Origin of the sequence: Flavobacterium sp. (assembly GCF_035292545.1) — a bacterium.
GTDB lineage: Bacteria > Bacteroidota > Bacteroidia > Flavobacteriales > Flavobacteriaceae > Flavobacterium.
Window position 1 is genome coordinate 1 of record NZ_DATDPV010000006.1, and the last position, 26683, is coordinate 26683.

Genomic DNA, 26683 nt, shown 5'->3' on the forward strand with positions numbered 1-26683 from the left:
TACATCTCAGCCATGATAACATCAGGATCAATGCCGCGAGCCAGGGCATGACCATGTTCCCGATAGGTGCTCAACACATTGTCTTCTTCTGTTAAAGCCTGAATTACGCCCACAGCAACAGCTTCTTCCCCAATATATAAATGCAGAAAACCCCTGATTTTGGCTTTGGTGTATTGCTCTGCCGCTTTTTCTTCAAACCGCCGAATGAGCAGCATTTGATAGAAAAGCAGCAATCCTTTTTTCTCGTCCATGGGTTGCTGTATTGTGGCTGATGGTAACATGTTTTTTATTTTTAAAAACTGATTTTACATCCCAAAGGCATAATAATAGTAAGTTGGGTCGCCCGCATATTTTCCTTCCAGCATGATGCCTCCCTGTTGTGCTGCAACGGCCTCCATGAAGGACTTAACGGTAGTCACCGCCCTGTTGTTGACGGCTGTAATGACAAATCCTTCTCTTATGCCGGTGAATCTTTTGAGTTTTCCATCGTAAAGTTTAGTGACTTTTAACCCGTTTCTGACATTGTAATTTTTTTGGTCTTCCTTGCTGATGGCAATAAGTTCAACACCCAAATCCTTGAGTAAATCGATTCTTTCACTTTTTATGATTTTAGGGCTTTCTTCTTGTTTTTTGAGTATGGCCGTAAGTTCTTTTTTATCTTTACCATTTCGGATTAGCGTAATTTTTATTTTTTCTCCCGGACGTTTTCGCATCACTAGCTCCTGTAATTTTGAAGCAGTTATGGTTTCCATATTATCAATGCTGATGATGACATCTTTGGCTTTAACGCCGGCTTCTTTCGCGGCTCCGGAAGCCGTAACGCTGTCAACATAAACCCCGTTGGCTCGGTCAATATTGAGCTCCTTTGCAATGGTGCTGTTCATGTCACGGATAACAATGCCTAAAACACCTCTCTGAACGGACCCAAAATTCATCAGATCATTGGCCACTTTTTTTACGATTTCTACGGGAATGGCAAAAGCATAACCCGCATAAACCCCGGTAGGGGTTGCTATGGCGGTATTGATTCCGATGAGTTTTCCGTCTAAGGACACCAAAGCGCCACCGCTGTTACCCGGATTGGCTGCCGCATCGGTTTGTATGAAGGATTCTATGGCACCCTGATCTCTTAAGATATTTATATTTCGGGCTTTGGCACTTACAATTCCTGCCGTTACGGTGGAGGCCAGATTAAAAGGATTTCCCACGGCAACGACCCATTCTCCAACTTCAATGCCGTCACTATCGCCATACATAATAAAGGAGAGGTTTTTTTCATCAATCTTAAGGAGCGCCAGATCGGTCTGCGGATCATTACCTATAACTTTACCCGGATAGGAACGCCCGTCGAACAAAGTGATGTTAATTTCATCGGCATTTTTTACCATATGGTTATTGGTGACAATATAACCATCGGGCGTCAGTATGACTCCGGATCCGCTTCCCATAAAAGGCTCAGAATCATATTGTGGAGATTGCGGAATTTGGAATCTAAATTGTCTGAAAAAAGGATCATCTTTAAAAAAATCTTTTAAAGGATCAGGCATATTATGAAAATCATCGCCATCTTGATACTGCCGCGTTTGTGGTTTAAAAATAGATTTGATATGTACCACTCCGGGTGTCGCTACTTTGGCGGCTAATTTGAAATCTACATTGCCCGTGTAAGAAGTCTTAGCAGAGTTTGAAACAGCATTTTTCTGAATCGCATCAATGTCTTTTTCATCTTTCTTATCCTGAGCCTGACATCCTTGAAATAGCAGAAACAGGACAAACAAATATATCCTTTGACTTTTGAAACCCATTCTCTTAGTTGTGGTCATGACTGAAATTGATTTAATGAAAATTAGTATTTCGTATCTCTTATATCTTTATTTAAAATACCGGAATTGGTTAGCTTTAAATTATTTTTAGTTTTGTTCCAAGGTAGAAAGATCTCCTTCCGGCAATCCGAGTTCACGGGCTTTTAATAATCGCCTTAAGATTTTTCCGCTTCGGGTTTTGGGTATGCTTTCCACAAATTCAATTTCTTTAGGAGCCACGGCGGGACCCATTTCTTTTCTGGCAAAACCCATGATAGCCATTTTGGTTTCTTCATTCGCTTCCTTTCCGGTTTTCAATACCACAAAGGCTTTTACCATTTCTCCGATAGTGGGTTCCGGTTTTCCGATTACCGCAGCTTCCGCAACTGCCGGATGGCGCATCAAAGTGCTTTCCACTTCAAAAGGGCCTACCATATGCCCCGAAGTTTTGATGATATCATCGGCCCGACCGATAAACCAATAATAGCCATCAGCATCTTTTTTGGCCAAATCACCACTGAGGTACCATTCGCCAATAAAACATTTATTATAGCGTTCTTCATCATGCAGATAAGCCCGAAATAAGGAAGGGAATCCCTTTTTCAAAACCAAATGCCCCTTAATATTAGGTGCTGTAATTAATTTTAGTTGGTTGTCATTAACTTCCGCTATAGCAATTTCCACTCCCGGCAAAGGCTTTCCCATCGAACCGGGTTTTACTTTCATCGAAGGATAATTGGCAATCATAATGCCACCGGTTTCGGTCTGCCACCAATTGTCCAGAATTGGAATCCCGAAATTTTCCTGACCCCAAATCACGGCTTCGGCATGCAGCGGTTCACCGACACTCAAAATCAACCGAAGATTTTCAAGGTGATAAACGTCCCGGGGTTTTATATCCATACGCATCAATCTTCTGATGGCAGTGGGAGCGGTGTACCAAATGGTTACTTTATGCTCTTCGAGAATAGAATACCATCGTGCCGCATCAAATTCTTCTTCATCAACAATGCAGGTAACGCCATTGATCAAAGGAGATATAATTCCATAAGAAGTGCCCGTTACCCAGCCCGGATCGGCGGTACACCAATAAATATCCCCTTCATGAAAATCGAGTACATACTTGCCCGTTATATAATGGGTAAGTGCACCATGATGCACATGTAATACCCCTTTAGGCATTCCTGTGGTTCCACTGGTGAAATGAAGCAGCGCCGGATCTTCCGGATTCGTTTCCGGAATAATAAAATGGTCTTTGGCCTCTTCCATAAGTTTGGAAAAAGACAGTATTTTCTCTGAAACAGGTTCACTTACATCGGTCAGGATGATGTAGCGAAGCGAAGGAAGCCGGTCAACTAATTGCCTTACAGTCTTTTCAAACAAAGCGGAAGTGGTTATTAAAACCGCAGGATCACCTCTGCTGAGTCTTTGAAAAACGGGCTCAGGGCCAAAAACGGAAAACAATGGACAAAAAACCGCGGTGTATTTCAAGGTACCCAAAGCGGTAATGTATAGTTCGGGAATTCTTCCTGCCAGTGAGAAAACGCGTTCCCCTTTTTGTATGCCCAAATTTTGAAGGACATTGGCGAATTTTGAGGTTTGTTTTTTCATTGCAGCATAAGTGTATTCATCAAAACTTCTGTCTTTCCGAATAAAACGAAGTGCCACGGTATCTTTGAGACGAATGTTTGCATGACGATCAATGGCCTCGTGAGCGATGTTTAAGCCTTTTCCATCAGGAAGACCACTTAATTCCCGGGCAGTATTTTCCCATGAAAATGAAGCCAGTACTTTTTCATAATCTAAAAGATGGGGTTCCGTTTTATTTTTGATGGAAATCATATGGCTACTCTTTAGGAATAAGACTATGCTCAACAATTATTTCGGGTTCTAATCGAATGGTTGCTTTAACCGCATTGGAAATTAAACAGTTCTTTTCACTCATCTCCAAAATATGTATGGCCTTTTCCGGTTTTTGTGAAAAATGGATGACGACTTTTGGTCTTAAGATAATTTCGGTTACAGCGTATTTACCATCAACCAGGTCGACATGACAAATAGATTTACATTCAAAACTTGAATATTCAAATTTTGAGTTTTCGGCAATCGATATAAAAGTGGTCATCAGACAGCTATTTATCGATGCTGCAAATAAGTGCTCGGGTGACCAGATTCCTGCTATTCCTTTAGGAAAATCAGGAGGTGTGGCGACCTCAATGTTTTGTGGCAAATGAGGGGAAGTTAAAATCCCTTTTCTGGTGCCGGTCCATTTTAAATTTACTTCGTAAGTTTGCATTTTTATTGAATTTTGAGTTAATAAATAAATTCTGAAAATAATTATTGCGCTACAAAACCACCATCCACGGCCATCGCGTGCCCGGTAACGAAAGAAGCTTCGTCGGAACACATCCAAACCACGGCATGGGCTATTTCTTCGGGCAGACCAAAACGACCGAGCGGTTCTAAACCTTTAAATTGTTCTATTCCTTCTTTCGTTTTTCCGGTAAGCCGGTCAATCATTGGCGTTTGTATTACGCCAGGACAAACGGCATTCACCCGGATTCCGAGTGAAGCATATTCTAAAGCCGCCGTTTTTGTTAATCCGATAACACCATGTTTGGAGGCCACATAAGCGGGTAATCCGGAAAATCCAATTAGTCCGGCTACAGAAGAACAATTGACGATAGCGCCTTTGCCTTGTTTCAGTATTTCGGGAATTTCATATTTCATGCAGAGCCAGATTCCTTTTAGATTTATGCCAATGGTTTTATCCCAATTTTCCTCCGTGCAATCCTGAGTAGGGGCAGAAGCTCCTTCAATACCGGCGTTATTGAAAGCATAATCCAATCGGCCGAATACTGCTATGGTTTTTGCTACCATCGCTTTTACGTCTGTAGTTTTGGAAACATCGCATTTGATGAAAATCGCTTCATTTCCCAATTCTTTAATGAGGTTTTCCGTTTCATTGTTTTCAATCCAATCCACAACGGCGACTTTGGCTCCTTTTTTGGCGAAAGCAAGTGCCGTGGCTTTTCCGATTCCGGATGAACCGCCAGTTACAATCGCCACTTTATTTTTGAAGGTTGTTTCCATAATTGCGTTTTCTTACATTAGAATTTTTCTTTTTGTTTTCTTTTCCGCTTCCAGAATATTCTCGATTCCTTTTATCAAAGCATCAGGATTAAATGAAATACTGTCAATCCCTTCGTTAACCAAAAATTTGGCAAATTGAGGGATGTCACTCGGTGCCTGTCCACACAATCCTACTTTTATTTCGAAGCGTTTGGCGACCCGAATCGTTTCTTTAATTAAATATTTTATGGCTGGATTTTCTTCATCAAACAAGTAGCTTACCAATTCGGAGTCGCGATCCAGACCTAAAGTGAGTTGGGTTAAATCATTGGAACCAATGGAAAAACCATCAAAAAGTTTTGCGAATTCATCGGCCATTAAGACATTGCTCGGGATTTCAATCATAACATATACTTCCAATTCATTGATGCCCTGCACTAATCCGTTTTTAGCCATTTCATTAAGGACATTTTCACCTTCTTCGAATGTTCTGCAAAAAGGAATCATCAGTTTAACATTGAGCAGTCCCATTTGGTTCCGTACTTTTTTCATGGCTTCACATTCCAAAGCGAAACCTTTGCGGTAAAAATCACTGTAATAGCGCGAAGCACCACGGAAACCAAGCATGGGATTTTCCTCATGGGGTTCGTAATATTTTCCGCCAATCAGGTTGGCATATTCATTACTTTTAAAATCACTCATCCGAACAATCACATCTTTTGGATAGAAAGCCGCTGCTACTATAGCTACTGCCTCTGCCAGTTTATCGATGAAATAATTTTTAGGATCAGCATAGCCTTGGGTTAATGCTTCTATTTCAGATTTAACTTTCTCATCGGTAATTTTTTCAGGCTCACACAATGCCAGCGGATGAATTTTGATGGTATTCGAAATGGCAAATTCCATTCGCATCAAACCCACGCCCTGATTGGGATAATGGCTTAATTCAAAAGCCCTTTCCGGATCGGCAAGAATGAGCATAGGAGCTGTTTTTGGCATTTCAAGTTTACTGAAATCCTGTTCCGTTATTTCCCATTTCAGCAAACCCTCGTATATATTGCCTTCTTTGCCTTCTGCACACGAAACCGTAATTTCCTGACCGTTTTTTATCACGGAAGTGGCATCACCACAACCCACAACGGCAACGGTTCCTAGTTCCCGGGCGACAATGGCGGCATGACTCGTGCGTCCGCCTTTGTTGGTGATAATTGCCGAAGCTCTTTTCATGATGGGATCCCAATCGGGATTGGTTAAATCAGTCACTATGATTTCACCATTTTGTAATAAATCACCTTCCTGCGGACTGTTTAGAATTCGGGCTTTTCCGGAAGCAATCTTATCGCCAAGGGCAATTCCCTTGGTTAAAAGGGTGCTTTTCTCTTTGAGTTTATAGATTTCCCGAACTTGCTTATTTGCTTTTCCATGAACGGTTTCGGGACGTGCCTGAACAATGTAAAGTTGGTTATTCAAACCGTCTTTTGCCCATTCGATATCCATTGCTTTTTGATAATGTTTTTCAATTTTATAACACCATTGCGATAGTTGAATGACCTCTTTATCGTTTAGCGAAAATTGATTTTGTTTCTCAATGGGTGTATCAACATTAACAATGGTTTTTTCGGCTGAGGTACTTTCCGATTTATCGGAATAGATCATTGTAAACTCTTTTCTTCCGCACTGTTTTTTCAGCATTGGATTGAAATCCGGGTTTTCCAAGGTGGGTTTAAAAACCATCCATTCATCAGGGGTAATAGTGCCCTGAACAATATTTTCTCCCAAACCCCAACAACTATTTATGATAATAGTGTTTTCAAATCCGCTGTCCGGATCGATGGTAAAAGCCACGCCGGAGGATGCTTTGTCACTTCGTACCATTTGTTGCACACCAACGGAAATGGCAATATCCAATTTGGCAAAATCCATATCATAACGGTATTTGATGGCCCGGTCCGTAAATAAGGAAGCATAGCATCTGCGAACTGCTTCGAGCAATTGCTGTTCTCCGTTAATGTTTAAAAAAGATTCCATTCTTCCGGCAAAACTGGCGGTTGGCAAATCTTCAGATGTAGCGCTGCTTCGTACCGCTACCCCAAGATTATTTATATTGCATTGTTCACTAAGTGATTGGTAAGCGACTTCTATTTCAGCACGAATTTCCTCCGGAATGGTTGCTGATAGAATAAGATTTCTTGCTTTTTCTCCAATGGAAGAAAGATTAGAATACTGTTTGGTATCCAATGAAAATAACAAATCTTCCAGAGGTTGCTCCAGATTATTTGCTTTACGGAAAAGGCGATAGGCTTCCGCGGTAACCGCAAATCCATTGGGAATGCTGATGCCTATAGGATTGAGCTGGTTGTACATTTCGCCAAGAGAGGCATTCTTGCCGCCAACCTGACCAATGGCTTCAATGCCAATTTGGTCGAAAAACAGGATGTGTTTGTACTTTGCCATTTCGTATGTTTATTAAATAGAAACAGAGCAGTATTGTCTGTTAAAATAGGAACAATAGAAAAATAGTTGGGGCGTACTTTTTTGGTTAATCCGATAGCAAATTTTTGTAATTCAGAAGTAGGTTTGAAATTTACATATCGTTTTGCAGTAACATGAAGAATAGGGTAGTAGGTATTCCTGCTTATTGAAACCGCTACTGTAAATTTAATGAATTATTGTATTTAATCATACAAAAAACGAGGTTTTTTTAGCGAATAATACAACTTAAGTAATTGTTTAATAATCGTTTATGCTTTATTGGTCCTGTGCTGTTTTTAGGATGCCGGCAGGTGTCTCCGGATACTTTTTGAGTTTATGGATTTGTCTGTTGAAGATAAAATATTTGTTTATTTTTCAATCACAAGAGAATCTGGAGTGACACCCAAATCGAGCAAATATTCAGTGATATTTGCTACAAATTCAGTGGACCCACAAATATAAAAATGTTGCCCGAAGTCGGCTATATTTTCAATAAGGAAATTGCGGTCAATTCGGCGTCCTATGAATCCCATGACATTCTCACGGGTAAGCAGATTTACGAAATTACTTTTAAGCATCACCTGTAATTCCTCTTTCATGATTACATCTTCTGAAGTTTTATTGGAATAAATAAGTCTGTTTCCACCAAGCAGTTGTTTTTTATGTAAGTCCCGAAAAATAGAAATAAACGGAGTAATCCCAGATCCGCCTGCAATAAAGATACCAGGACCTTTGTAATGAATAGCCCCGAAAATATCATGAAGGATTAGTTCATCTCCTACATTTATTCCTCCAAGCATATTGGTAACCCCTTCATGATCCATATAAATCTTGATCATAAATTCGAGATAATTATCTTCATTTAAACTGGTAAAGGAGAAAGCCCTCAATTGATCTTTCCATTCAGGAAGATTAATGGAAATATTGGCTGCCTGTCCCGGAATAAAATCATATCCTTCAGGTTTTTCAACCACAAAACATTTTACATCATAAGTGACATAATACGATTTCAATACTTTGACAACATGATTCTCCATTGTGATTGATTTTAAAATTTTATGGTTTACTATTTTATCAGGAATAGGAGGTGTAATATAAAAAAATTAGTTGATTTGTTTATATTTATTTCTGGCAGGAAGTTAATTTATTTCAGAAAAGGAATAAATCATTCAAAATTTCAATGCATTAAGCACACGTATTTAAGAGCGTTTTATTTGTTCAATTTTAAATATAAAAAATTCCGTTTTGAAACTCAAAACGGAATTTTTGTTAATTAAATAAAATTATTTCTTTTTTGAATCTTATTGTTCTTTTTTGGTATCCATCATTTCCATTAATTTTATTCCAAGTAGACCGCTAATTCCGCCATCGGAACCGCTGTTTCCGGAAATCAATACATCTGGGATCACTTTAATTTTTCCTTTACCGATTTCTTCGGTGATTTTGTACTTCGTAAAATTATCGCCTCCCATTGCTGAAACTTGTAACTGATAAGCTTCTGCTGTAGATTTACCAATGGCCATGATTTTCTCGGCTTCAGCCAAACCGGTTTTTGAAATTCTTTCAGCTTCGGCACTTGCGGTTAATTTTGTTGCTTCTGCTTGTGCACCGGCTCTTGCTTTTGTTGCTTCAGCTTCCGCATTGGCACGCATTTTAGTTGCTTCTGCTTCCGCATTTACATTCAATTTTAAACTCGTTGCATCACCTTCCGCTTTTTTAACGGTCGCATCGGCAGTGCGTTGCGCAATTTCAACACTTTGAGATGCTTTCACGATTTCTTTTTGCATATCGGCAATGGCCGTTTCTTTTTCCATTCCCTGGCGTTGCTCTTGTGCCATTCTTTGGGTTTGATAGGTTTTTTGCTCTTCTTCGGCAATTTTTCTGTCGGTCAATGTTTTCATTAAGGACTCAGGGGGAACAATATCTCCAATAAGGGTATCAACTGCATTCACATTGTATTCGTCAAGGACTACTTTGATATGATTTTTAGCTGATTCTTGTCGTTCTTTTCTAGTAGATAAGAAAGAAATCACATCACTTTCCTGAGCCGAATTACGGAAATAGTTACCAATTGTAGGTTCTAGAACCTGAGAAACCAAATTGTTCATACTTCCAAATCGGGCAATCACTTTTGGTGCTTCATTGGCAGGAACGTGAATGATTTGAGACACATCTAAATTAAAAGGAAAACCATCTTTGGAACGAACTGTAATAGTAGAAAGGTTTTGGTCTAAATTATGGGACTCACTACGTGCATCTGCCCAATTCAGGACTAGGTTAGTCGTGGGTACAGGTTCTAGTTTAGTAGTATATTTGTTTAAAGCATATTTTCCGGGACCAAACGGTTCCATCCAAACGCCACGTTGTCCTTTTGAAACAATATTTCCGTGTTTGAAAGTATCTCCCGTAACATCCTGACCATCTTCGCCAATATATGAAATTACTACACCTACATAACCAATCGGCACATCAGTCATTGGGTTTTGTTCAATTTGGACTGCCCAAGTATTAATATAATAAGATCCTGCAAGGATTACTTGAGGTTGTAATCCACGGTTTCCACCATTTTTTAAGAATTGATCAAAATCCTGAAAATTATTATGGTTTTCTACAAATTTTCCCGCAATTTGTCCAATTGGAATAGGCTCTCCATCCATTGCCGTAACGATTCCAACCATGTTCTCATAAATTACAATTTGTGGTGTCAATACCACTTCGAATAAATGGGTATTTATACGATAGGAACCGGTGGTTATAAAAGCCGATTGACGCCCTTTTTGTCCGCCATTATTAAGAAATAATGTTGCGTCTTGAAAGTTGTCCGAGCTCACTTTTTGGGCTAAAATCCGTCCCGTTGGAATTTCTGCACCATCTTTACTTAACAATAAACCAATATTCCCCTCAGGGATAATGGTAAAAGATGCCATATCTACCGAATACTGCCAAGGCCACATCGTCCAGTATAACCCTGGCGCTAATGTTTTGGCTTGAAAACCTGCTTCGCCTTTTGTGGCGATAATTCTGCCATCGGGTAATGACTTTTCTGCTCCAAAAAGCACGAATTTTTTGGTTACCAAACCAATTTTATCTTCAGGGACGATGACCATTCCGAAGAAAACACGTAAAACAAATTTGTAAAGAACTAAACACAAAACCAAAAGTAAAACCCACCAAAAATCTGTAATTGTTGTCATTTTTTATATTAATTAGACCGCAAAATTAAGCGTAATTTTTAGATGCTAAAGCAAAAATAAAATAATTTAACGTTTGAATAATCTTACTAATTTTATTTTAAAAAGTGACTGTTTTAAGGCATTAAACGATGATGCTACGACTCGATTTTTGAGTATGCGAACTATGTTTGGTATTTTGGGTTTTAACAATTTTAAAGCCATAAAAAAATCTGTTTTGAAGTATTTCAAAACAGATTCTATATTTTATAAGCAGACTGATAAATCAGTTTTCAATTACTACAAATGAATCACTTCACCATAAGCTTCAGCAACTGCTTCACTCATGGTTGGGTGCGGGCGGATGGCTTTTAGGATTTCATGACCTGTAGTTTCCAGTTTACAAGCAACAACTGCCTCAGCAATCATATCGGTAACACCGTTACCAATCATGTGACAGTCTAATAATTAGCCATATTTGGCATCAAAAATTACTTTTACAAAACCATCCGGAGTACCGGCCGCTTTTGCTTTTCCGGATGCTGAGAACGGGAATTTACCCGATTTCAATTCGTATCCTTTTTCTTTAGCTTGTTTTTCGGCAATACCCACTTCTTCTAAACCGATATTTTCTAAAGCAGGTTTAAATTTACATAGCGTTTTACGGTTAAAATAAAGGAAGAACAGATAGGTATCTGCTTTTTGAAAATGGATACTATAAATTTGATTAATTTAAGTTTTTTAGGGAAATAAAAAGAGCTTTTTGGTTATAGTGATTTATTTACATTTCTATCACAATAACATCCAGAGCGGCACCCAAATCCATTAAGTCTTTGGTAATGCTTTTTACGAACTCAGTTGGTCCGCATACATAAAAATGCTGACCGAAGTCGGAGATATTGTCAATAAGAAACGAACGATCAATTCTCTTTCCTCTAAAACCAAGAACGTTTTCGCGGGTGAACAGTTTAATAAAACGATCTTTAAGCATCTTTTGTAATTCGTCTTGCATGATGACGTCTTCGGAGGTTTTGTTACTGTAAATAAGGCTGTTGCCTTCAATCTGGTTTTTATGGTACAAGTCACGGAAGATTGAAATAAATGGAGTAATACCAGCGCCACCGGCAATGAAAACACCAGGACCTTTGTATTGGATTGCCCCAAAAACATCATGCAGGATCAGCTCAGCACCCGCATTGGTTTTACCTAACATGTTGGTTACGCCTTCATGATCCCGGTAAATCTTAATCATAAATTCGAGATAATCCTGCTGCCTTAGACAGGTAAAAGTAAAAGGACGTAATTGATTTGTCCAAAGAGGAAGGTTGATGGAAACTTCGGTGGCCTGACCCGGGACAAAATCAAAACCAATGGGTTTTTCAACCCTGAAGCGTTTTACATCATGCGTGATATAAACTGCTTGTAACACTTTAACAATATGACTATTCATGAGAATTGGTTTAAAATGTTTGTAAGTGAACATAGCATGCAGACTGAAACTTTGTTGGGATAAAACGGGACCATAAATTTAGTAATAAAATCGCAATTTAACTACTGTTTACTTAGTTATGTTGTTGTATTTCAGTAGTTTATTTTATATGATTTGGATTTGATTATTAACATGTTTAAGAGGTTATGGATACTAAAATTATAAGTCTGGGAATCGATAAGGATGTTTTTTTATCAATTTAGCCATAAAAAAAATCCGTCTTGCTTTCACAAAACGGATTCTATATTTAATAATCGAAAGATCTAACAATCGAAAAATCTACAAGTGAATCACTTCACCATAAGCTTCAGCAACCGCTTCCATAACGGCTTCACTCATGGTTGGGTGAGGATGGATTGCTTTTAGGATTTCATGACCTGTAGTTTCCAGTTTACGCGCCACAACTGCTTCAGCAATCATATCGGTAACACCGGCACCAATCATGTGACAGCCTAATAATTCGCCATATTTGGCATCAAAAATTACTTTTACAAAACCATCCGGAGTTCCGGCCGCTTTTGCTTTTCCGGATGCTGAGAATGGGAATTTACCCACTTTCAATTCGTATCCTTTTTCTTTAGCTTGTTTTTCAGTCATTCCTACAGAAGCAATTTCAGGTGTTGCATACGTACAACCTGGAATGTTTCCGTAATCGATAGGATCAACATGCAATCCAGCGATTTTTTCTACACAGGTAATTCCTTCTGCAGAAGCCACGTGAGCCAAAGCCGGTCCTGGAACCACATCTCCAATAGCATAATAACCCGGAATGTTGGTTTGGTAGAAATCGTTTACTAAAATTTTATCTCTGTCGGTGGCAATACCCACTTCTTCTAAACCGATGTTTTCGATGTTGGTTTTGATTCCAACTGCCGAAAGTACAATTTCCGCTTCAAGAGTTTCTTCTCCTTTTGCAGTTTTTACAGTAGCTTTTACACCAGAAGCAGTAATCTCAATTTTCTCAACAGAAGAGTTGGTCATGATTTTCACTCCCGCTTTCTTCATAGAACGTTCCATTTGTTTCGAAATATCTTCGTCTTCTAATGGAACAATGTTTGGCAAAAATTCCACAATAGTAACTTCCGTTCCCATAGCGTTATAAAAATGCGCAAATTCCACTCCGATAGCTCCTGAACCCACCACAATCATCGATTTTGGTTGTGTAGCCAAAGTCATTGCTTGTCTGTAACCAATTACTTTTACGCCATCTTGTGGCAAGTTTGGCAATTCACGAGAACGAGCCCCCGTTGCAATGATGATATGGTCTGCTGAATATTCAGTTACTTTACCGTCTTTATCGGTAACATCGATTTTCTTGCCTGGTTTCATTTTACCAAAACCATCAATCACATCGATTTTATTTTTTTTCATAAGGAACTGAACGCCTTTGCTCATTCCGTCTGCTACAGTTCTGCTGCGTCCGACTACTGCGGTGAAATCTTTATCAAATTCAGAAATAGTCAAACCATAATCAGCTGCATGTTTCAGGTAATCAAAAACTTGTGCCGATTTCAGTAAGGCTTTCGTAGGGATGCAACCCCAGTTCAAACAAACACCGCCTAAGTTTTCTTTTTCGATCACGGCAACTTTGAAGCCTAATTGTGATGCTCTGATGGCAGTAACATATCCGCCGGGACCACTTCCTAAAACAATAATATCGTATTTCATAATGTATAATTTCAAATGAATTTTCAGTGCACGAAATTAAGGAATTATTTGATTATTGAAACCCACATCAAAGAATATTTTTCTTCCGATGAAATAAAAAGTGGGTTCCTGACAACCAAAATTTAAATATTTTTTCGGAAGAAAAGTTTAAGAGGCGCAAAGTTTCATAAACCAAACCGGATTGATTTTTTGAAGCGAATGGTTCGGGATTTATTTATAAATGCAATTCCCGCTTTCCCCTTTATCTCTCCGCTATGCTGCGAGGATACCAGCTCAATCGGGGCTAAAAGAGGAATCATATTAATTTCTGGCATGGTTTGGAAATATTATAAATTCCGTCAAACTTGTTTTCTCGACGGAGGAGAAAACTAATTAGTGTCAACGTTAATTCATCAACATTTGTCATTCCGACGAAGGAGGAATCTCATTGCGCGGGTTTTCTCCTTCGTCGAACACGAGCGATAGCAAACTGGCGAAGCAATGACAAAAGAGGCTGAAAAGAAAAGCTAGAGGCGAGTAATAAAAAGGTTATTAGCCCAGTTTGCTATGCCTATAACGTGGTTGACCACGTCCCTAACCCCGTTTGACCAGTTGTATAACGTGGTCAACCACGTCCTGAACCCCATTTGTCCGGTTATATAACGTGGTCGACCACGTCCTGAACGCCAATTTTCCGGTTATATAGCGTGGTAGAACACGTCTTATAACGTGGTCAACCACGTCCCGAACCCCGTTTGACCAGTTGGATAACGTGGTCGACCACGTCCTGAACCCCATTTACCACGTCCCATAACGTGGTCAGCCACGTCCTGAACGTCATTTACCACGTCCCATAACGTGGTCAACCACGTCTTGAACGTCATTTACCTCGTCCTATAACGTGGTCAACCACGTCATGAACCTGGTTCATCACGTTCTGAGTTTTAAATAAATTGGATTATTCCTTTGCCGGATATGAGCGATAACGCACTGGCAAATCAATGACAAAAGAGATTCCTCCTTCGTCGGACACGAGCGATAGCGAACTGGCAAAGCAATGACAAACGAGGCTGAAAAGCGAAGAAAAACTGTCTAAGAATTCTCTACCAAAAATTGAGAGTAGTATAAGTTTTTATAATAGCCTTCTGTTCTGTTTAACAATTCCTGATGGGTGCCTTGTTCTACAATTAAACCTTTGTCCATTACCACGATTTTATCGGCATTGACAATAGTTGCCAAACGATGCGCAATTACAATCGAAGTTCTTCCTTTAGTAATGGTTTCCGTTGCACGTTGAATCAATTCTTCCGAATAGGTATCGATAGACGAAGTGGCTTCATCCAAAATCAGAATACTCGGATTGCTCACATAAGCACGCAGAAAAGCAATCAGCTGGCGCTGACCGGAAGAAAGCATTACGCCGCGTTCCTTTACATTATAATCATACCCATGTGGCAGACTCATGATAAAATCGTGAACGCCAATTTTCTTGGCTGCAGCCAAAACACCCTCGCGGGAAATATCGGGATTATTAAGGGTAATATTGTTTAGAATCGTGTCTGCAAAAAGAAAAACATCCTGTAAAACCACAGCAATTTGTTTTCGAAGCGAATCTAAAGTATAGTCATGTATGTTTTTATCATCGATGCAAATCGTTCCGCTGTTGATTTCGTAGAAACGGTTTAATAAATTGATAATGGTTGATTTTCCGGCACCCGTAGCGCCAACAATAGCCACAGTTTCGCCTGCTTTTACATTCAAATCGATACCTTTTATCACATATTCTTCGGCGATATAACCAAAATGAACGTCTTTGAATTGGATATTTCCTTCAAAAATTGGCGCTTCGACCGTTCCTTTATCCTGAATCTGGTCTTCGGTATCCAAAATATCAAACACGCGGTTGGCGGCAATCATTCCCATTTGCATCTCGTTGAATTTATCCGCAATCTGGCGAAGGGGATTGAACAGCATTCCGATGAACATGGTATAGGAGAATAAATCTCCGAAAGTGGTGAAATTATCCCCGTTCAAAATATTATATCCGCCATAAAGTACAATAAAACCTAACGTAAAGGACGAAATAATATCGGCAATAGGGAAGAAGATGGAGTTATAAAGAATGGTTTTTATCCAAGCCTTGTTGTGCTTGTCATTAATCTGACTGAATTTTCTATATTCAATTTCTTCGCGGTTAAAGAGCTGTACGATTTTCATTCCCGTAACGCGTTCCTGAACAAAAGTATTCATGTTAGAAATCTGGGTACGCACTTCTTCAAAAGCAATTTGCATTTTCTTTTGAAAAACTCGGGTTATAATTACCAAAATAGGCATCGCGACAATCACAATCCAAGTCAGTTTCCAGTTCATGTAAAACATAAAAAACAAAATGACCACCATTTTCATCAAATCACTGATAATCATAAATAATCCTTGACTGAAGATTTTGGCAATCGCCTCAATATCCGAAACGGAACGCGTTACCAATTGTCCGACAGGCGCATTATCGAAATATTTCATTCGGAAGCTCAACATGTGCTTAAACAGTTTGGTTCGAATGTCTTTTACGATATCCTGACCGAGCCAGTTGGCCCAATAAACAAAATAAAATTGCGAAAATACCTCGCACAAAAGCACGATTCCCATTAAACTCACATAGAACAAAAGTCCTTTTGGGTCTTCGGTCTGGATGTAGTTATCTACGGTTTGTTTCAATAAATACGGACGCAAAGCCGCAAATACCGACAAGGATATGGCAAAAAGAATCACTCCGTTAAACCGCCATTTGTAGGGTTTGGTATAGAATAAAATCCTTTTGAATAAGTTACTATCGAATGCTTTTGCTTTCATTTTTTGGAGCTATTTCCTGCTATCCGTTTCAATCTTTTTATTTTTAAGAAAAAATAAAAAGGATTTCCACTGCTATCAGGGCTATTTGGGTATATAGTTATAATCAATTTTTGTTAAATATAGACCGTGAGCGGGAACTGAAAATCCGGCTTTATTACGGTCTTTGCTTGCTATTATATTTTCAAATTCTTCGAGGCTGATTTTATGTAAACCTACATTGACCAAAGTCCCGACAATGGCTCTGACCATATTTCGCAGGAATCTGTCGGCCGAAATGGTAAAAACAAGTTGGCTGTTTCCTTGTCTCCAATGCGCTTCTGTAACTTTACAATTAAACGTGTTGACATCGGTATTGACTTTCGAAAAACATTGAAAATCAGTATGATTTAATAATATTTTCGCAGCCTGATTCATCAAATCGATATCTAATTTCTGATGGTAATACCAGCTTCCGTCCTGCTGAAAAACATCTTTGAACGTATTGATATGGTATTCGTAGGTTCTTTTGGTAGCGTCGAAACGGGTATGCGCTTCTTCATGAACGGGAATAATATCAAAAACGGTGATGTCTTTGGGCAAATAGGAGTTGAGTTTGTGTATTAAATTGGGAACATCCAACGGAGTTTCAAAATCAAAATGGGCAAACATTTCCTTGGCGTGCACACCGGTATCGGTTCGTCCGGCTCCCATGAGATTCACTTCTGAATTCAAGATTATCGAAAATGCTTTGTTCAAAGTTTCCTGCACAGACGAAGCATTGGGTTGGTATTGCCAGCCGTGATAATGGGTTCCGTTATATGCTAATTTTATAAAATATCTCAAGGGAATTCTTTTGAAGCTGCAAAGATACTTATTAATGCACGATTTTTTTTATTTGAAAAGGTAACAAAATGTTAATTTGAATTTGGCATTGGATTGTTTATTTTTACCACAAAATCCTAGCCCTGATAGCAGTGGAAATCCTTTTTTATTTTTTCTTTAAAAATAAAAAAGATTGCAACGGATAGCGGGAAACAGCTCCTAGAAAAATGAAAAAAATATTATTGCTTTCCGATACGCACAGTCACCTGGATGATACGATTTTGAAATATGTAAATCAGGCCGATGAGGTTTGGCATGCGGGCGATATTGGCGATTTGAAGGTGACGGACACGTTGAAAAAACTAAAGCCTTTGCGCTGTGTTTATGGCAATATTGATGACGATAAGGCGCGGATGGAATTTCCGTTGCACAACCGTTTTATGTGCGAAGGGGTGGACGTATGGATTACGCATATTGGAGGTTATCCGGGGAAATACAATCCGAATATCAGGGCGGAACTTACGGCAAACCCGCCAAAACTATTTATTTGCGGCCATTCGCATATCCTGAAAGTGATGTTTGACAAAAAGCTCAATTTACTGCACATGAATCCCGGAGCTGCCGGAAAAAGCGGTTTTCACGATGTGAGAACGATGCTTAGGTTTGTGATTGAGGGCGACAAAATCAAGGATTTGGAGATTATTGAAATCGAGAAACGGGTTTAATTCGTATTCGGAACAGGCACTTTAATGGTTATGATTGTTCCAGTTTCCGGTTTCGAATTGATGTTTAGATTTCCGTTCATGCTCGCAATCCGGGCTCGAATTTGTGTTAATCCAAATCCGTCCAGTGATTTTGATTTGGCGTCGAAACCGATTCCGTTGTCCTCGATGGTAAGGAGCAATCGATTCGAAATGACTTCGACCATTACAATCGATTTTGTGGCCTGGCTGTGTTTTAAAATATTGTTTAAAAGCTCGGTAATGATGAAATAGATTTTCATTTCGTAATCTTCATGGAAATGGGTTCTTTGGGGAACTTTGCTTATATATTCGAACTGAATTAACGAATTGGAATTTTTCTCGCACAAATCCTGAAGCGCATAAAACAACCCGAATTTTGCCAAAAGCGTAGGAAGCAACTCATGCGATAAGTCTCGTACTTTGTCATGCGCTTCTTTGAGAATGGTTCTGGTTTTGATGATTTCTTCGGATGGCGGTTGGTGTGTGGCAACAAAAGCGGAGAGTTGCAATCCCGCCGAGGATAACAAGGCGCTGATGTTATCATGCAAAACACTGGCTATTTTTTTCCGTTCGTTTTCCTGACCGTCTATGGTGGCATTGATGATATTTTGCTGAACCTGACTTTCGAGGTCCTGGAGTTTGTTTTTTTGTTTCAGTTTGGTATTTTGAAAATAAAAGTAAAACAGGATTACACATAAAATAAGTAAGGCAATAAAAACGAAAAACATTTTTTTGTTTTTAGACTGTTTGGCTTCTAACAGTTGTTGTTTGGTTTTATATTCGCTTTCTACTCTTTCTATTCGATATTTAGTCTCAAGGTCTTTAATGTCGGCATTTGTTTTCTCACTGTATTTAGCTGAAGTACCATCAATATATTTATTAAGATACATATTGGCTTTCTTGTAATCGTTTAATTTTTCATAAGCATAAGTTATGTTATAATAAGTTGAAAGGACTTCAGAAGAAGTGGAATCATTAGGGTATAATTGCAATTGTTTCAGGTATTCCTGCTCTCCTTTTTTGTAATCTTTTTCCACAATTAAATAATAATAAGCTAAGTTTGAATAAACTGTTGCTAAGTATTCCTTGTGTTTATTTTTTGTTGCATAAATAAGTGCACTGTCTAAATACTTTTTCGCTAAATCAGGTTTGTTTATTAATGTATAATAGGCAAAATAATTATTTTGGATTAAATATAATTGATTTGCAGTATTAAGTTTTCTGCTGTATCTCTCTAATTTTTTCAAATAATACAAACAACTATCGGGATTTGGGATTGCCTCATCATTATTGATTTTATAGGAAAGCTGATTAAAATCATGTGTTAAATATTCGTCCTTATTAGCCATAGCTAATTTTCGGCCGATCGAGATGTATTTCCTTGTCTTTGCAATATTGACTAACAGGGAATATTTTTTAGCTATTTCCCTTAAAATTACAATTCGGTAATGAATCAGCTGTTGTTTTTCGGCAATATGTAAGGCATCGAACAAAACTTGAAAGGTTTTGTCGTTGTCTTTGAGTTTGAAATAAATGTTGGCTTTTGCAGTAATAATATCAAAATAGTCTTGATATTTTTTGTTCTTAAAACTAATTGCCAAATTAGTATTGGCATAGTTTAATGCTTTTTCGTATTGTCTTTTTTCTGCATAAAATGCAATAGAGTCTGTTTTTGGGTTTTGCTTAGAAAACCCAAAACAGAAACTGTTTAGTAGTAAAAAAACGAATAAAAGTAGATATGTATTTTTAAATTTCAATAGCAGGAATCGTTTTTTTAGTTTTTAACAATATTTATGTACTCAATACGATTTAAAAATATTTTTTAAATTGATAAAAGACTATTATCAATTATGACTGTTGGTTTTTTTACATAAACTAAATTTTCAATTGCGGTCAAATCCTGCTGTTCAAATTGAATCGTAAGCAGATTATTAATCATGCGGTAATCTAAATCGTAAGAGGAATAACTTGGAGAAGGATCTTTTTCTCCCGGGTTTAGCGTAATGGTAACCAAATTAACCAAATCATCAACAGAAGTGGTGTAATTGCAATTGGCGGGAATCTCGAAGGTTAATTTAAATTCTACGGTTGGATCTTTTTGGACTACGTAGTTTCTTAGTAATTCTTGTGACATATTTAATGGTTTAAGGGTTAATTAAATTATTAATTACAGCATATTTCACCAAACCAATGGTGTTTTTTACATTGAGTTTTTTTATTAAATTCTTGCGATGGCTTTCTACGGTATGGGTACTGATGAATAGTTCTTCGCTAATTTCTTTTCCGCTGTATTCCAGTGAAATGAGTTTGAGTATTTCCAGTTCTCTATCAGTTATTGCTGAATTGGTATTGGATTCGATCGGATTTACTTTTGGGTTTTTTTTCGCAAAGGAGTTGAATATTTTTTCTCGAACGGTCTGGCAAAAATATTCCTCGCCACTAAACACCACATGAATGGCTTCTACGATGTTCTCTCCGGCACATTGTTTGGTTAAATAGCCGCTGGCACCAAGATTCATGATTTCTTTGATGAGTTTGAGTTCATCATAACTGGATAAAATAATCACTTTGAAATGGAATTCTTTGCCTGATAATTCTTTCATCACATCCAGTCCGTCTTTTTCGGGCATATTGATGTCCATGATAAGGATATCGGCTCCGCTTTGAATAACATTTTCGGTGAGGTTCATTCCATTGAGAGAAAACCCAACGACTTCAAAATTTGGATTGGTATTCAATACGGCTTTCATACCATCTATAAGAACCTGATGATCATCGGCCAGATATATTTTTATTTTTGTAGTCACTTTGTAAAATTAGTTTTCTCAAATTTAACATAAATTTTGAATATTCGCATCCCTAAATTTAGGGATTTTTTCTTATCCCTAAATTTAGGGATAGGGAACAAAAAAAACCCGAACTTTTCAGTTCAGGTTTCTCTTCGCACTAATAAACTAAGTTTATAGGTTTATCTCAAACGATCCACAGATTTTACGAGATCTTCATCCTTCTTGATGGCTTTATTGGCCAAAACCAACAAAACGATAGCAACAATCGGTAGAAACATCCCAATACCTTTCTCAGAAACCATAACAGTTTCTCCAGATAGATTTAGTGAATAGTATACAAATAATCCTAATAAAATTAAATTCAATAATATATTCAATCTGTTCATCACAAATTGATTTTGTCTTTTTTTGTAAAATAAGATGCAAAGTAAGGATAGCGTAGTGCTCAGCCCGAATAATACGGTGTAAAGCATATTGGCCATAAAATAGATTTCAGATCCGTCACTCATTGTCCACAAAGGGAATAAATAAGGCAAAACTCCTGTTACCAATAAGGCAAGAATTAAATAAATAGTTTGTATTCTCTGAATCATTACGTGTGTTTTCTTTCACAAAAATATATTTTCTTTTTAATAAATACTATTGAATAATAGATTTTTATTTGTATTATTGCATAACAAACCCGTAAGTACTTCATTCTTCGGGCAGTTCAAGGTAAAAAAATACACTACCCCATTTATTATTTTCCAATTAAATTCAAATAACATTCATGTTTGATATTTCTGTATTAAAAGAAATGAAGCTAACCGAGCTTCAAGAAATTGCTAAAGCAACTAAAACCATAAAATTTAATGGTGTTAAAAAAGAAGCGCTAATCTACCAGATATTAGATTTTCAGGCAGCAAATCCTGAAGCGAATTCTAATGTAGCGGCAACGAGTATTCCAGCGGAAGACAAACCGAAAAGGGCTCGAATGCTTTCTGATAAAAAACCAGTTATTCAGAAAAAGCAAGAGAATCAATTGTTTTCAGAAAACGAAGAAGAAGAGAAAATCGCAGTTGAAGAAAAACCAACGGTTGAAGTAAAGGAAGAAATAGCTCCTGTAAATGCAGAAGCACCAGTCAATAAAGAACGAAAACTGATAAAATTCAAAAAATCAGATTACGACAAGAAAGTTGCTAATGTAAAAGAGGTTGCCGAAAACAATCCGCAAGAAAATGCAACAGAAGCAACAGATACAAAGGTTGAAAATGCGGTTTCTGAAGAACAAATTGTTCCAAAACCACAAAATCCAAACCAAAAACCCAACCCAAATCAAAAACAAAACCCGAATCAGAATCCAAATCAAAACGGGAATCAGAACGGGAATCAAAATCCAAACTTTAAAGCCAAAAAAAGTAATTTCAGGGATTCTGATTTTGAATTCGACGGAATAATAGAAAGCGAAGGTGTTCTGGAAATGATGCCTGATGGTTATGGTTTCCTGCGTTCGTCGGATTATAATTATTTGGCTTCACCGGATGATATTTATTTATCAACTTCACAAATCAGATTGTTTGGTTTAAAAACCGGAGATACTGTAAAAGGGGTGGTGCGTCCTCCAAAGGAAGGCGAGAAATTTTTCCCATTAGTAAGAGTTTTAAAAATAAACGGACACGATCCGCAAGTGGTTCGCGATAGGGTTTCATTCGAGCATTTAACCCCCGTTTTTCCATCTGAAAAATTTAAATTGGCAGAAAAGGGAAGTTCCATTTCTACCCGAATTATTGATTTGTTTTCTCCTATAGGAAAAGGACAACGTGGAATGATTGTGGCGCAACCCAAAACCGGTAAAACAATGTTATTAAAAGACATTGCCAACGCCATTGCGGCCAATCATCCCGAAGTATACCTAATTGTCCTTTTGATAGACGAACGCCCGGAAGAGGTTACCGATATGCAACGCAGCGTTAGGGGAGAAGTAATTGCTTCGACTTTTGACAGAGAACCACAAGAACACGTGAAAATTGCAAATATTGTTCTCGAAAAAGCAAAACGTCTGGTAGAATGTGGTCACGATGTAGTGATACTTTTGGATTCCATTACCCGTTTGGCGAGAGCTTACAATACAGTGCAACCAGCATCAGGAAAAGTATTGAGTGGTGGTGTGGATGCGAATGCACTGCAAAAACCAAAGCGTTTCTTCGGAGCAGCCAGAAATGTTGAAAATGGCGGTTCATTGAGTATTATTGCCACAGCATTAACAGAAACCGGTTCTAAAATGGACGAGGTGATTTTTGAGGAATTCAAAGGAACTGGAAATATGGAATTGCAATTGGATAGAAAAATTGCCAACAGAAGAATATTCCCAGCGATTGATCTGACTTCATCAAGCACAAGACGCGATGATTTGTTATTAGATGAAAAAACATTGCAACGTATGTGGATTTTGAGAAAATATCTTGCCGACATGAACCCGGTTGAAGCAATGGATACCATTAATGATAAAATTAAGAAAACCAGAAATAACGACGAGTTTTTGATCTCTATGAATGATTAAATTTTTCAGTTTGATATAAAAAAAATCCCGTAATTGGGATTTTTTTGTTTTTATTAATATAGTCTGATATATAAATTTACTTGATATTCATTTGAATCTACACAAAATGAAAAAGCCTTTCTGTTTTCACAAAAAGGCTTTTTAAATGTTCTAAAGGAATTAGTTCACAATTAGTTTTTTAGTCACCGTCTGATTCTCAGAAGTCAATTTCAAGAAGTAAAATCCTTGTGGTAAATTCTCTAAAGTATAAGTGTTATTTTGAGAAACCGGTTTTTTGATTTGCTGCATCAATTGACCGTTAATGTTGATTAATTGAATTTCGTCCAGAACGGTTTCGCTTTCAATGTTTATTCTGTGGTCGTTTGTTGGATTAGGATAAATGGAAATGTTATTAGCTAAAAGATCAAACGTTTCAGTACTTAATAAACTTCCCCAAATTTGCATTGCATATCCAGTTGGACCCGTATTATCAATAAAAGGATTTCGGTTGTTTTGTCTTGCATATACTGCATTATTTCTATCAATTTCTCTTTGACTCACCGGATCCTGATTGTTCCAAGTTAAAAGAATATTTATTGCGGTAGAGGTAAAAACCTGATTAGTGGTATTGTTAAACATATCGTAAGGATATCCAGCAACCGTATTTTCATATCTAGTGGCAAAATACAAAAGCATCCTTGCAATATCACCTTTGAATTCGTTGATTGGTTCGAAAATTGTACCGGAATATCCAGCGGAATATCCGGAATTTAAGTTAGAGCCACGTTTGGAACCATTTGAATAGGTTGAGAAACTAACACCAGTATTGACTCTCCCAAAAGGGAAATTACCTCTTTGACCATTCACATATTTATCCGAAGGAACCACAAAATGAGCATCGGAATACATTGGTGTTGCAGAACTAAATACAGATTGTGGAATTAAATGCTCTCTATTGTATTTTTGGCATTCTGCTGTTCCACTTGTCCCATCATCTTGATTAATACCATAAGTAAATTCACATTCCGTACCAGTTGGATTTTCGGTGTACATATCAAGCATTGTCCCATTATTTTCATAATAATTATCAACGTCCGATGTAGTGTAGGTTACATATAAGCCAGAGTAACCTCTATCTGTATGCCCATTAATGATGTTATATAGTTGTGTTTTTAATGTATAACCTGTTCCGGTTGCTGTATTGTAATAACCCGCCGGCGGTTGTGCAAAACTTAAAGTAAAGACAAGTAATGCTAATAAAGTGTAGATTTTTTTCATTGTGGTATTGTTTAATAATTAACCGTACTTAAAAAGTTTGGGGCGACAAATCTAAGTTATATTCTGTTACAAAAATTATTTTTCATTGTTTTATTGGGCATCTTTTATCAAATTTTAATTTAGAGCGTTAGTTATAATTAATTTAAAAAGATTACTTATTTTTTTGCTCTGATAAAGTCATATAAAACAATCAATTCCTTACTCGGAAGACAGAATTTAGAATCTTTTGCAAAGGTAGCACTTTTTCCAATTTCAGAAGGTAAGAAATGCTTAATATGTTTCTGATAATCAGGGTCTAATGTCGATTAAATTTTAGTGGCATACCCACGGAGAAGAATTTCCGGCGGCATCTTTGGCAATTATATTAAAAGATAATGTACCTGAAAATGTTACTCCAGTAATTGTTGCCGTTAAACCTGTTACGGTAGTTTCATATCCGCTGTCCATATAGACATCATATTGGGTTACTCCAATATTATCTGTAGAAGCATCCCAACTCAGTGAAACTGAATTTCCCGTTACACCTGTAATTTTTAAATTTATTGGAGCTGCAGGCACAGTGGTATCAGCCGCTGGAGCCGAGGTTGTACTATTTACGGTATTACTTGCAGGAGAATAATTAGGCGTGGCATCTTTGGCAATTACATAAAAAGAGTAGGCTGTTGAAGGTGTTAATCCTGTAATTACTGCGTTTAGTCCTGTTACAGAAGTCGCTAAAATACCGTTGACATAAATATCATAACCTGTAACGCCACCTGCATCGGTAGCAGCTACCCAACTTAAAGAAACCGTAGTTGATGTTGTTCCGGTAACGGTTAAAACTGTTGGAGCAGTTGGAGCTGTACTATCAGCGGCTGTTGTTCCATTTACGGTGTTGCTGGCTACAGAAGAATTTAATGCAGCATCTTTGGCAATTACATAAAAAGCATATGTTGTCGAAGGGGTAAGTCCTGGTATTGCAGCAGTTACTCCGGTTACGGTAGTTTTTAAAATTCCATCCATATAAACATCATAAGCTGTTACACCAACGGCATCGCTTGAGGCAGTCCAACTTAAAGAAACGGAAGTAGTTGTTGTTCCGGTTACAGCTAAACTTGTTGGCGCTGTAGGAGCTGTGACATCAGTTGAAGGATTCCAAACTCTTTGAACGTATTCCGGATGGTCAATATATGGGTTTCTGTTGTTTTGACGGGCATAAATAGCATTATTACGAGCAATTTCTCTTGCGCTTACCGGATCTTGGGCGTCCCATGCCAAAAGAATAGCCAGGAATGTAGGTGTAAATACTTGATTACTTGTGCCATTAAACATAGGATAAGAATAGCCTGAAATGGTATTTTCATAACGGGTTGCAAAATAAAAATACATTCTTGCAATGTCACCCTTAAATTCGTTAATAGGTTCAAAAACGGTTGCGGTGTACCCCGATGCATATCCGGTATTTGAATTTGGTCCAAGTTTACCTCCATTTAGAGAAGTCCAAGTTGGTGTAGTAACCATTCCATGAGGAAAATTACTTCTTTGGCCATTTACCTTTCCATCTGTTGGAGTAATAAAATGGGAATCTGAAACCATTGGTGCAACTGCACCGAAACATGATTGTGGTATAATATGTTCCCTGTTATAACAACTGCCTTCCGCACTATAAGATCCACATTGATTAGTGGTTAGGAGATAGGTATACGGATCGGTTCCGGTAGGATTTTCAGAATAAATATCTATAATGGTATTGTCATTCTCATACTGATTGTCTCTGTCGGATGTCGCATAAGTAGTCCAAAGTCCGGCATAACCATTGTCCGTGTGTCCTTTTATGATATTGTACAGCTGTGTTTTTAAAGTATAACCTGTGCCTGTAGCAGTGCTATAATAACCAGCGGGAATTTGAGCAAAGCTTATAGTAAAATAAAGCAATGCTAATAGAGAGTAGGTTTTTTTCATTCTGGTATTAATTATAATTTAAAATTTTGGGGGGAAACAAATCTAAGTTATATTTTGTAACAAAAAATTATTTTTGGCTATTTTTATTGCTATTTGATAATTTTTTAAATA

The 26683-nt window shown here is 37.8% G+C and carries 20 protein-coding genes and 1 pseudogene; 2 read left to right on the forward strand and 19 right to left on the reverse strand.

Annotated elements, in window-relative coordinates; genetic code table 11:
- The 13 genes and pseudogenes from VI621_RS00900 to truA form a co-directional block, all read right to left on the reverse strand.
- Positions 1-281, reverse strand: a 281-nt coding sequence (locus VI621_RS00900) for a thiamine pyrophosphate-dependent enzyme (protein ID WP_324216507.1), incomplete at its 3' end; no start/stop codon positions are given.
- A 24-nt stretch (positions 282-305) separates the two neighbouring features.
- Entirely contained in the window at positions 306-1823 is a 1518-nt protein-coding gene (locus tag VI621_RS00905) for a trypsin-like peptidase domain-containing protein (RefSeq protein WP_324216508.1), read from the reverse strand.
- 87 nt (positions 1824-1910) lie between these two features.
- Complete coding sequence (gene acsA / locus VI621_RS00910) at positions 1911-3644, reverse strand: acetate--CoA ligase (protein WP_324216509.1); 1734 nt, start codon at positions 3642-3644, stop codon at positions 1911-1913.
- Between the two features lie 4 nt (positions 3645-3648).
- Entirely contained in the window at positions 3649-4098 is a 450-nt protein-coding gene (locus VI621_RS00915; protein ID WP_324216510.1) for an OsmC family protein, read from the reverse strand.
- Positions 4099-4139: 41 nt separating this feature from the next.
- Positions 4140-4895 (reverse strand): SDR family oxidoreductase, encoded by a 756-nt coding sequence (locus VI621_RS00920; protein WP_324216511.1) that lies wholly within the window; start codon positions 4893-4895, stop codon positions 4140-4142.
- Between the two features lie 12 nt (positions 4896-4907).
- Entirely contained in the window at positions 4908-7328 is a 2421-nt protein-coding gene (gene ppsA, locus VI621_RS00925) for a phosphoenolpyruvate synthase (RefSeq protein ID WP_324216512.1), read from the reverse strand.
- Positions 7329-7714: 386 nt separating this feature from the next.
- Positions 7715-8383 carry an FAD-binding oxidoreductase gene (locus VI621_RS00930; protein WP_324216513.1) on the reverse strand — a complete coding sequence of 223 codons (669 nt, stop codon included), beginning with the start codon at positions 8381-8383 and terminating at the stop codon, positions 7715-7717.
- Between the two features lie 264 nt (positions 8384-8647).
- Positions 8648-10540 carry an SPFH domain-containing protein gene (locus VI621_RS00935; protein WP_324216514.1) on the reverse strand — a complete coding sequence of 631 codons (1893 nt, stop codon included), beginning with the start codon at positions 10538-10540 and terminating at the stop codon, positions 8648-8650.
- Between the two features lie 276 nt (positions 10541-10816).
- Positions 10817-11128, reverse strand: a pseudogene (locus VI621_RS00940) (dihydrolipoyl dehydrogenase); the annotation flags it as partial.
- Between the two features lie 169 nt (positions 11129-11297).
- A complete protein-coding gene (locus tag VI621_RS00945; RefSeq protein ID WP_324216515.1) occupies positions 11298-11999 on the reverse strand; it encodes an FAD-binding oxidoreductase in 702 nt (233 codons plus the stop codon).
- A 285-nt stretch (positions 12000-12284) separates the two neighbouring features.
- Positions 12285-13673: a dihydrolipoyl dehydrogenase gene (gene lpdA, locus VI621_RS00950; protein ID WP_324216516.1), complete on the reverse strand. Its 1389-nt coding sequence runs from the start codon at positions 13671-13673 to the stop codon at positions 12285-12287.
- A gap of 1071 nt (positions 13674-14744) precedes the next feature.
- Entirely contained in the window at positions 14745-16502 is a 1758-nt protein-coding gene (locus tag VI621_RS00955) for an ABC transporter ATP-binding protein (RefSeq protein WP_324216517.1), read from the reverse strand.
- 81 nt (positions 16503-16583) lie between these two features.
- On the reverse strand, positions 16584-17324 hold the full coding sequence (gene truA / locus VI621_RS00960) for a tRNA pseudouridine(38-40) synthase TruA (protein WP_324216518.1): 741 nt from the start codon (positions 17322-17324) through the stop codon (positions 16584-16586).
- Between the two features lie 206 nt (positions 17325-17530).
- Between truA and VI621_RS00965 the strand changes: the two genes are divergently transcribed.
- A complete protein-coding gene (locus tag VI621_RS00965) occupies positions 17531-18028 on the forward strand; it encodes a metallophosphoesterase family protein (protein WP_324216519.1) in 498 nt (165 codons plus the stop codon).
- On the opposite strand, the gene VI621_RS00970 is transcribed toward VI621_RS00965, so the two are convergent.
- The 4 genes from VI621_RS00970 to VI621_RS00985 form a co-directional block, all read right to left on the reverse strand.
- Positions 18025-19803, reverse strand: coding sequence for an ATP-binding protein (locus VI621_RS00970; RefSeq protein ID WP_324216520.1), 1779 nt, complete (start codon positions 19801-19803; stop codon positions 18025-18027). The two genes, VI621_RS00965 and VI621_RS00970, sit on opposite strands and share 4 nt — an antisense overlap.
- A gap of 65 nt (positions 19804-19868) precedes the next feature.
- Positions 19869-20180 (reverse strand): hypothetical protein, encoded by a 312-nt coding sequence (locus VI621_RS00975; protein ID WP_324216521.1) that lies wholly within the window; start codon positions 20178-20180, stop codon positions 19869-19871.
- A gap of 10 nt (positions 20181-20190) precedes the next feature.
- Complete coding sequence (locus VI621_RS00980) at positions 20191-20853, reverse strand: response regulator transcription factor (RefSeq protein WP_324216522.1); 663 nt, start codon at positions 20851-20853, stop codon at positions 20191-20193.
- Positions 20854-21014: 161 nt separating this feature from the next.
- On the reverse strand, positions 21015-21428 hold the full coding sequence (locus VI621_RS00985) for a DUF4293 domain-containing protein (RefSeq protein ID WP_324216523.1): 414 nt from the start codon (positions 21426-21428) through the stop codon (positions 21015-21017).
- 176 nt (positions 21429-21604) lie between these two features.
- On the opposite strand from VI621_RS00985, the gene rho reads away from it, so the two are divergent.
- On the forward strand, positions 21605-23374 hold the full coding sequence (gene rho, locus VI621_RS00990; protein WP_324216524.1) for a transcription termination factor Rho: 1770 nt from the start codon (positions 21605-21607) through the stop codon (positions 23372-23374).
- 159 nt (positions 23375-23533) lie between these two features.
- On the opposite strand, the gene VI621_RS00995 is transcribed toward rho, so the two are convergent.
- Entirely contained in the window at positions 23534-24631 is a 1098-nt protein-coding gene (locus VI621_RS00995; protein ID WP_324216525.1) for an endonuclease, read from the reverse strand.
- Between the two features lie 312 nt (positions 24632-24943).
- Positions 24944-26572 (reverse strand): endonuclease, encoded by a 1629-nt coding sequence (locus VI621_RS01000; protein WP_324216526.1) that lies wholly within the window; start codon positions 26570-26572, stop codon positions 24944-24946.
- Positions 26573-26683 lie beyond the last annotated feature (111 nt).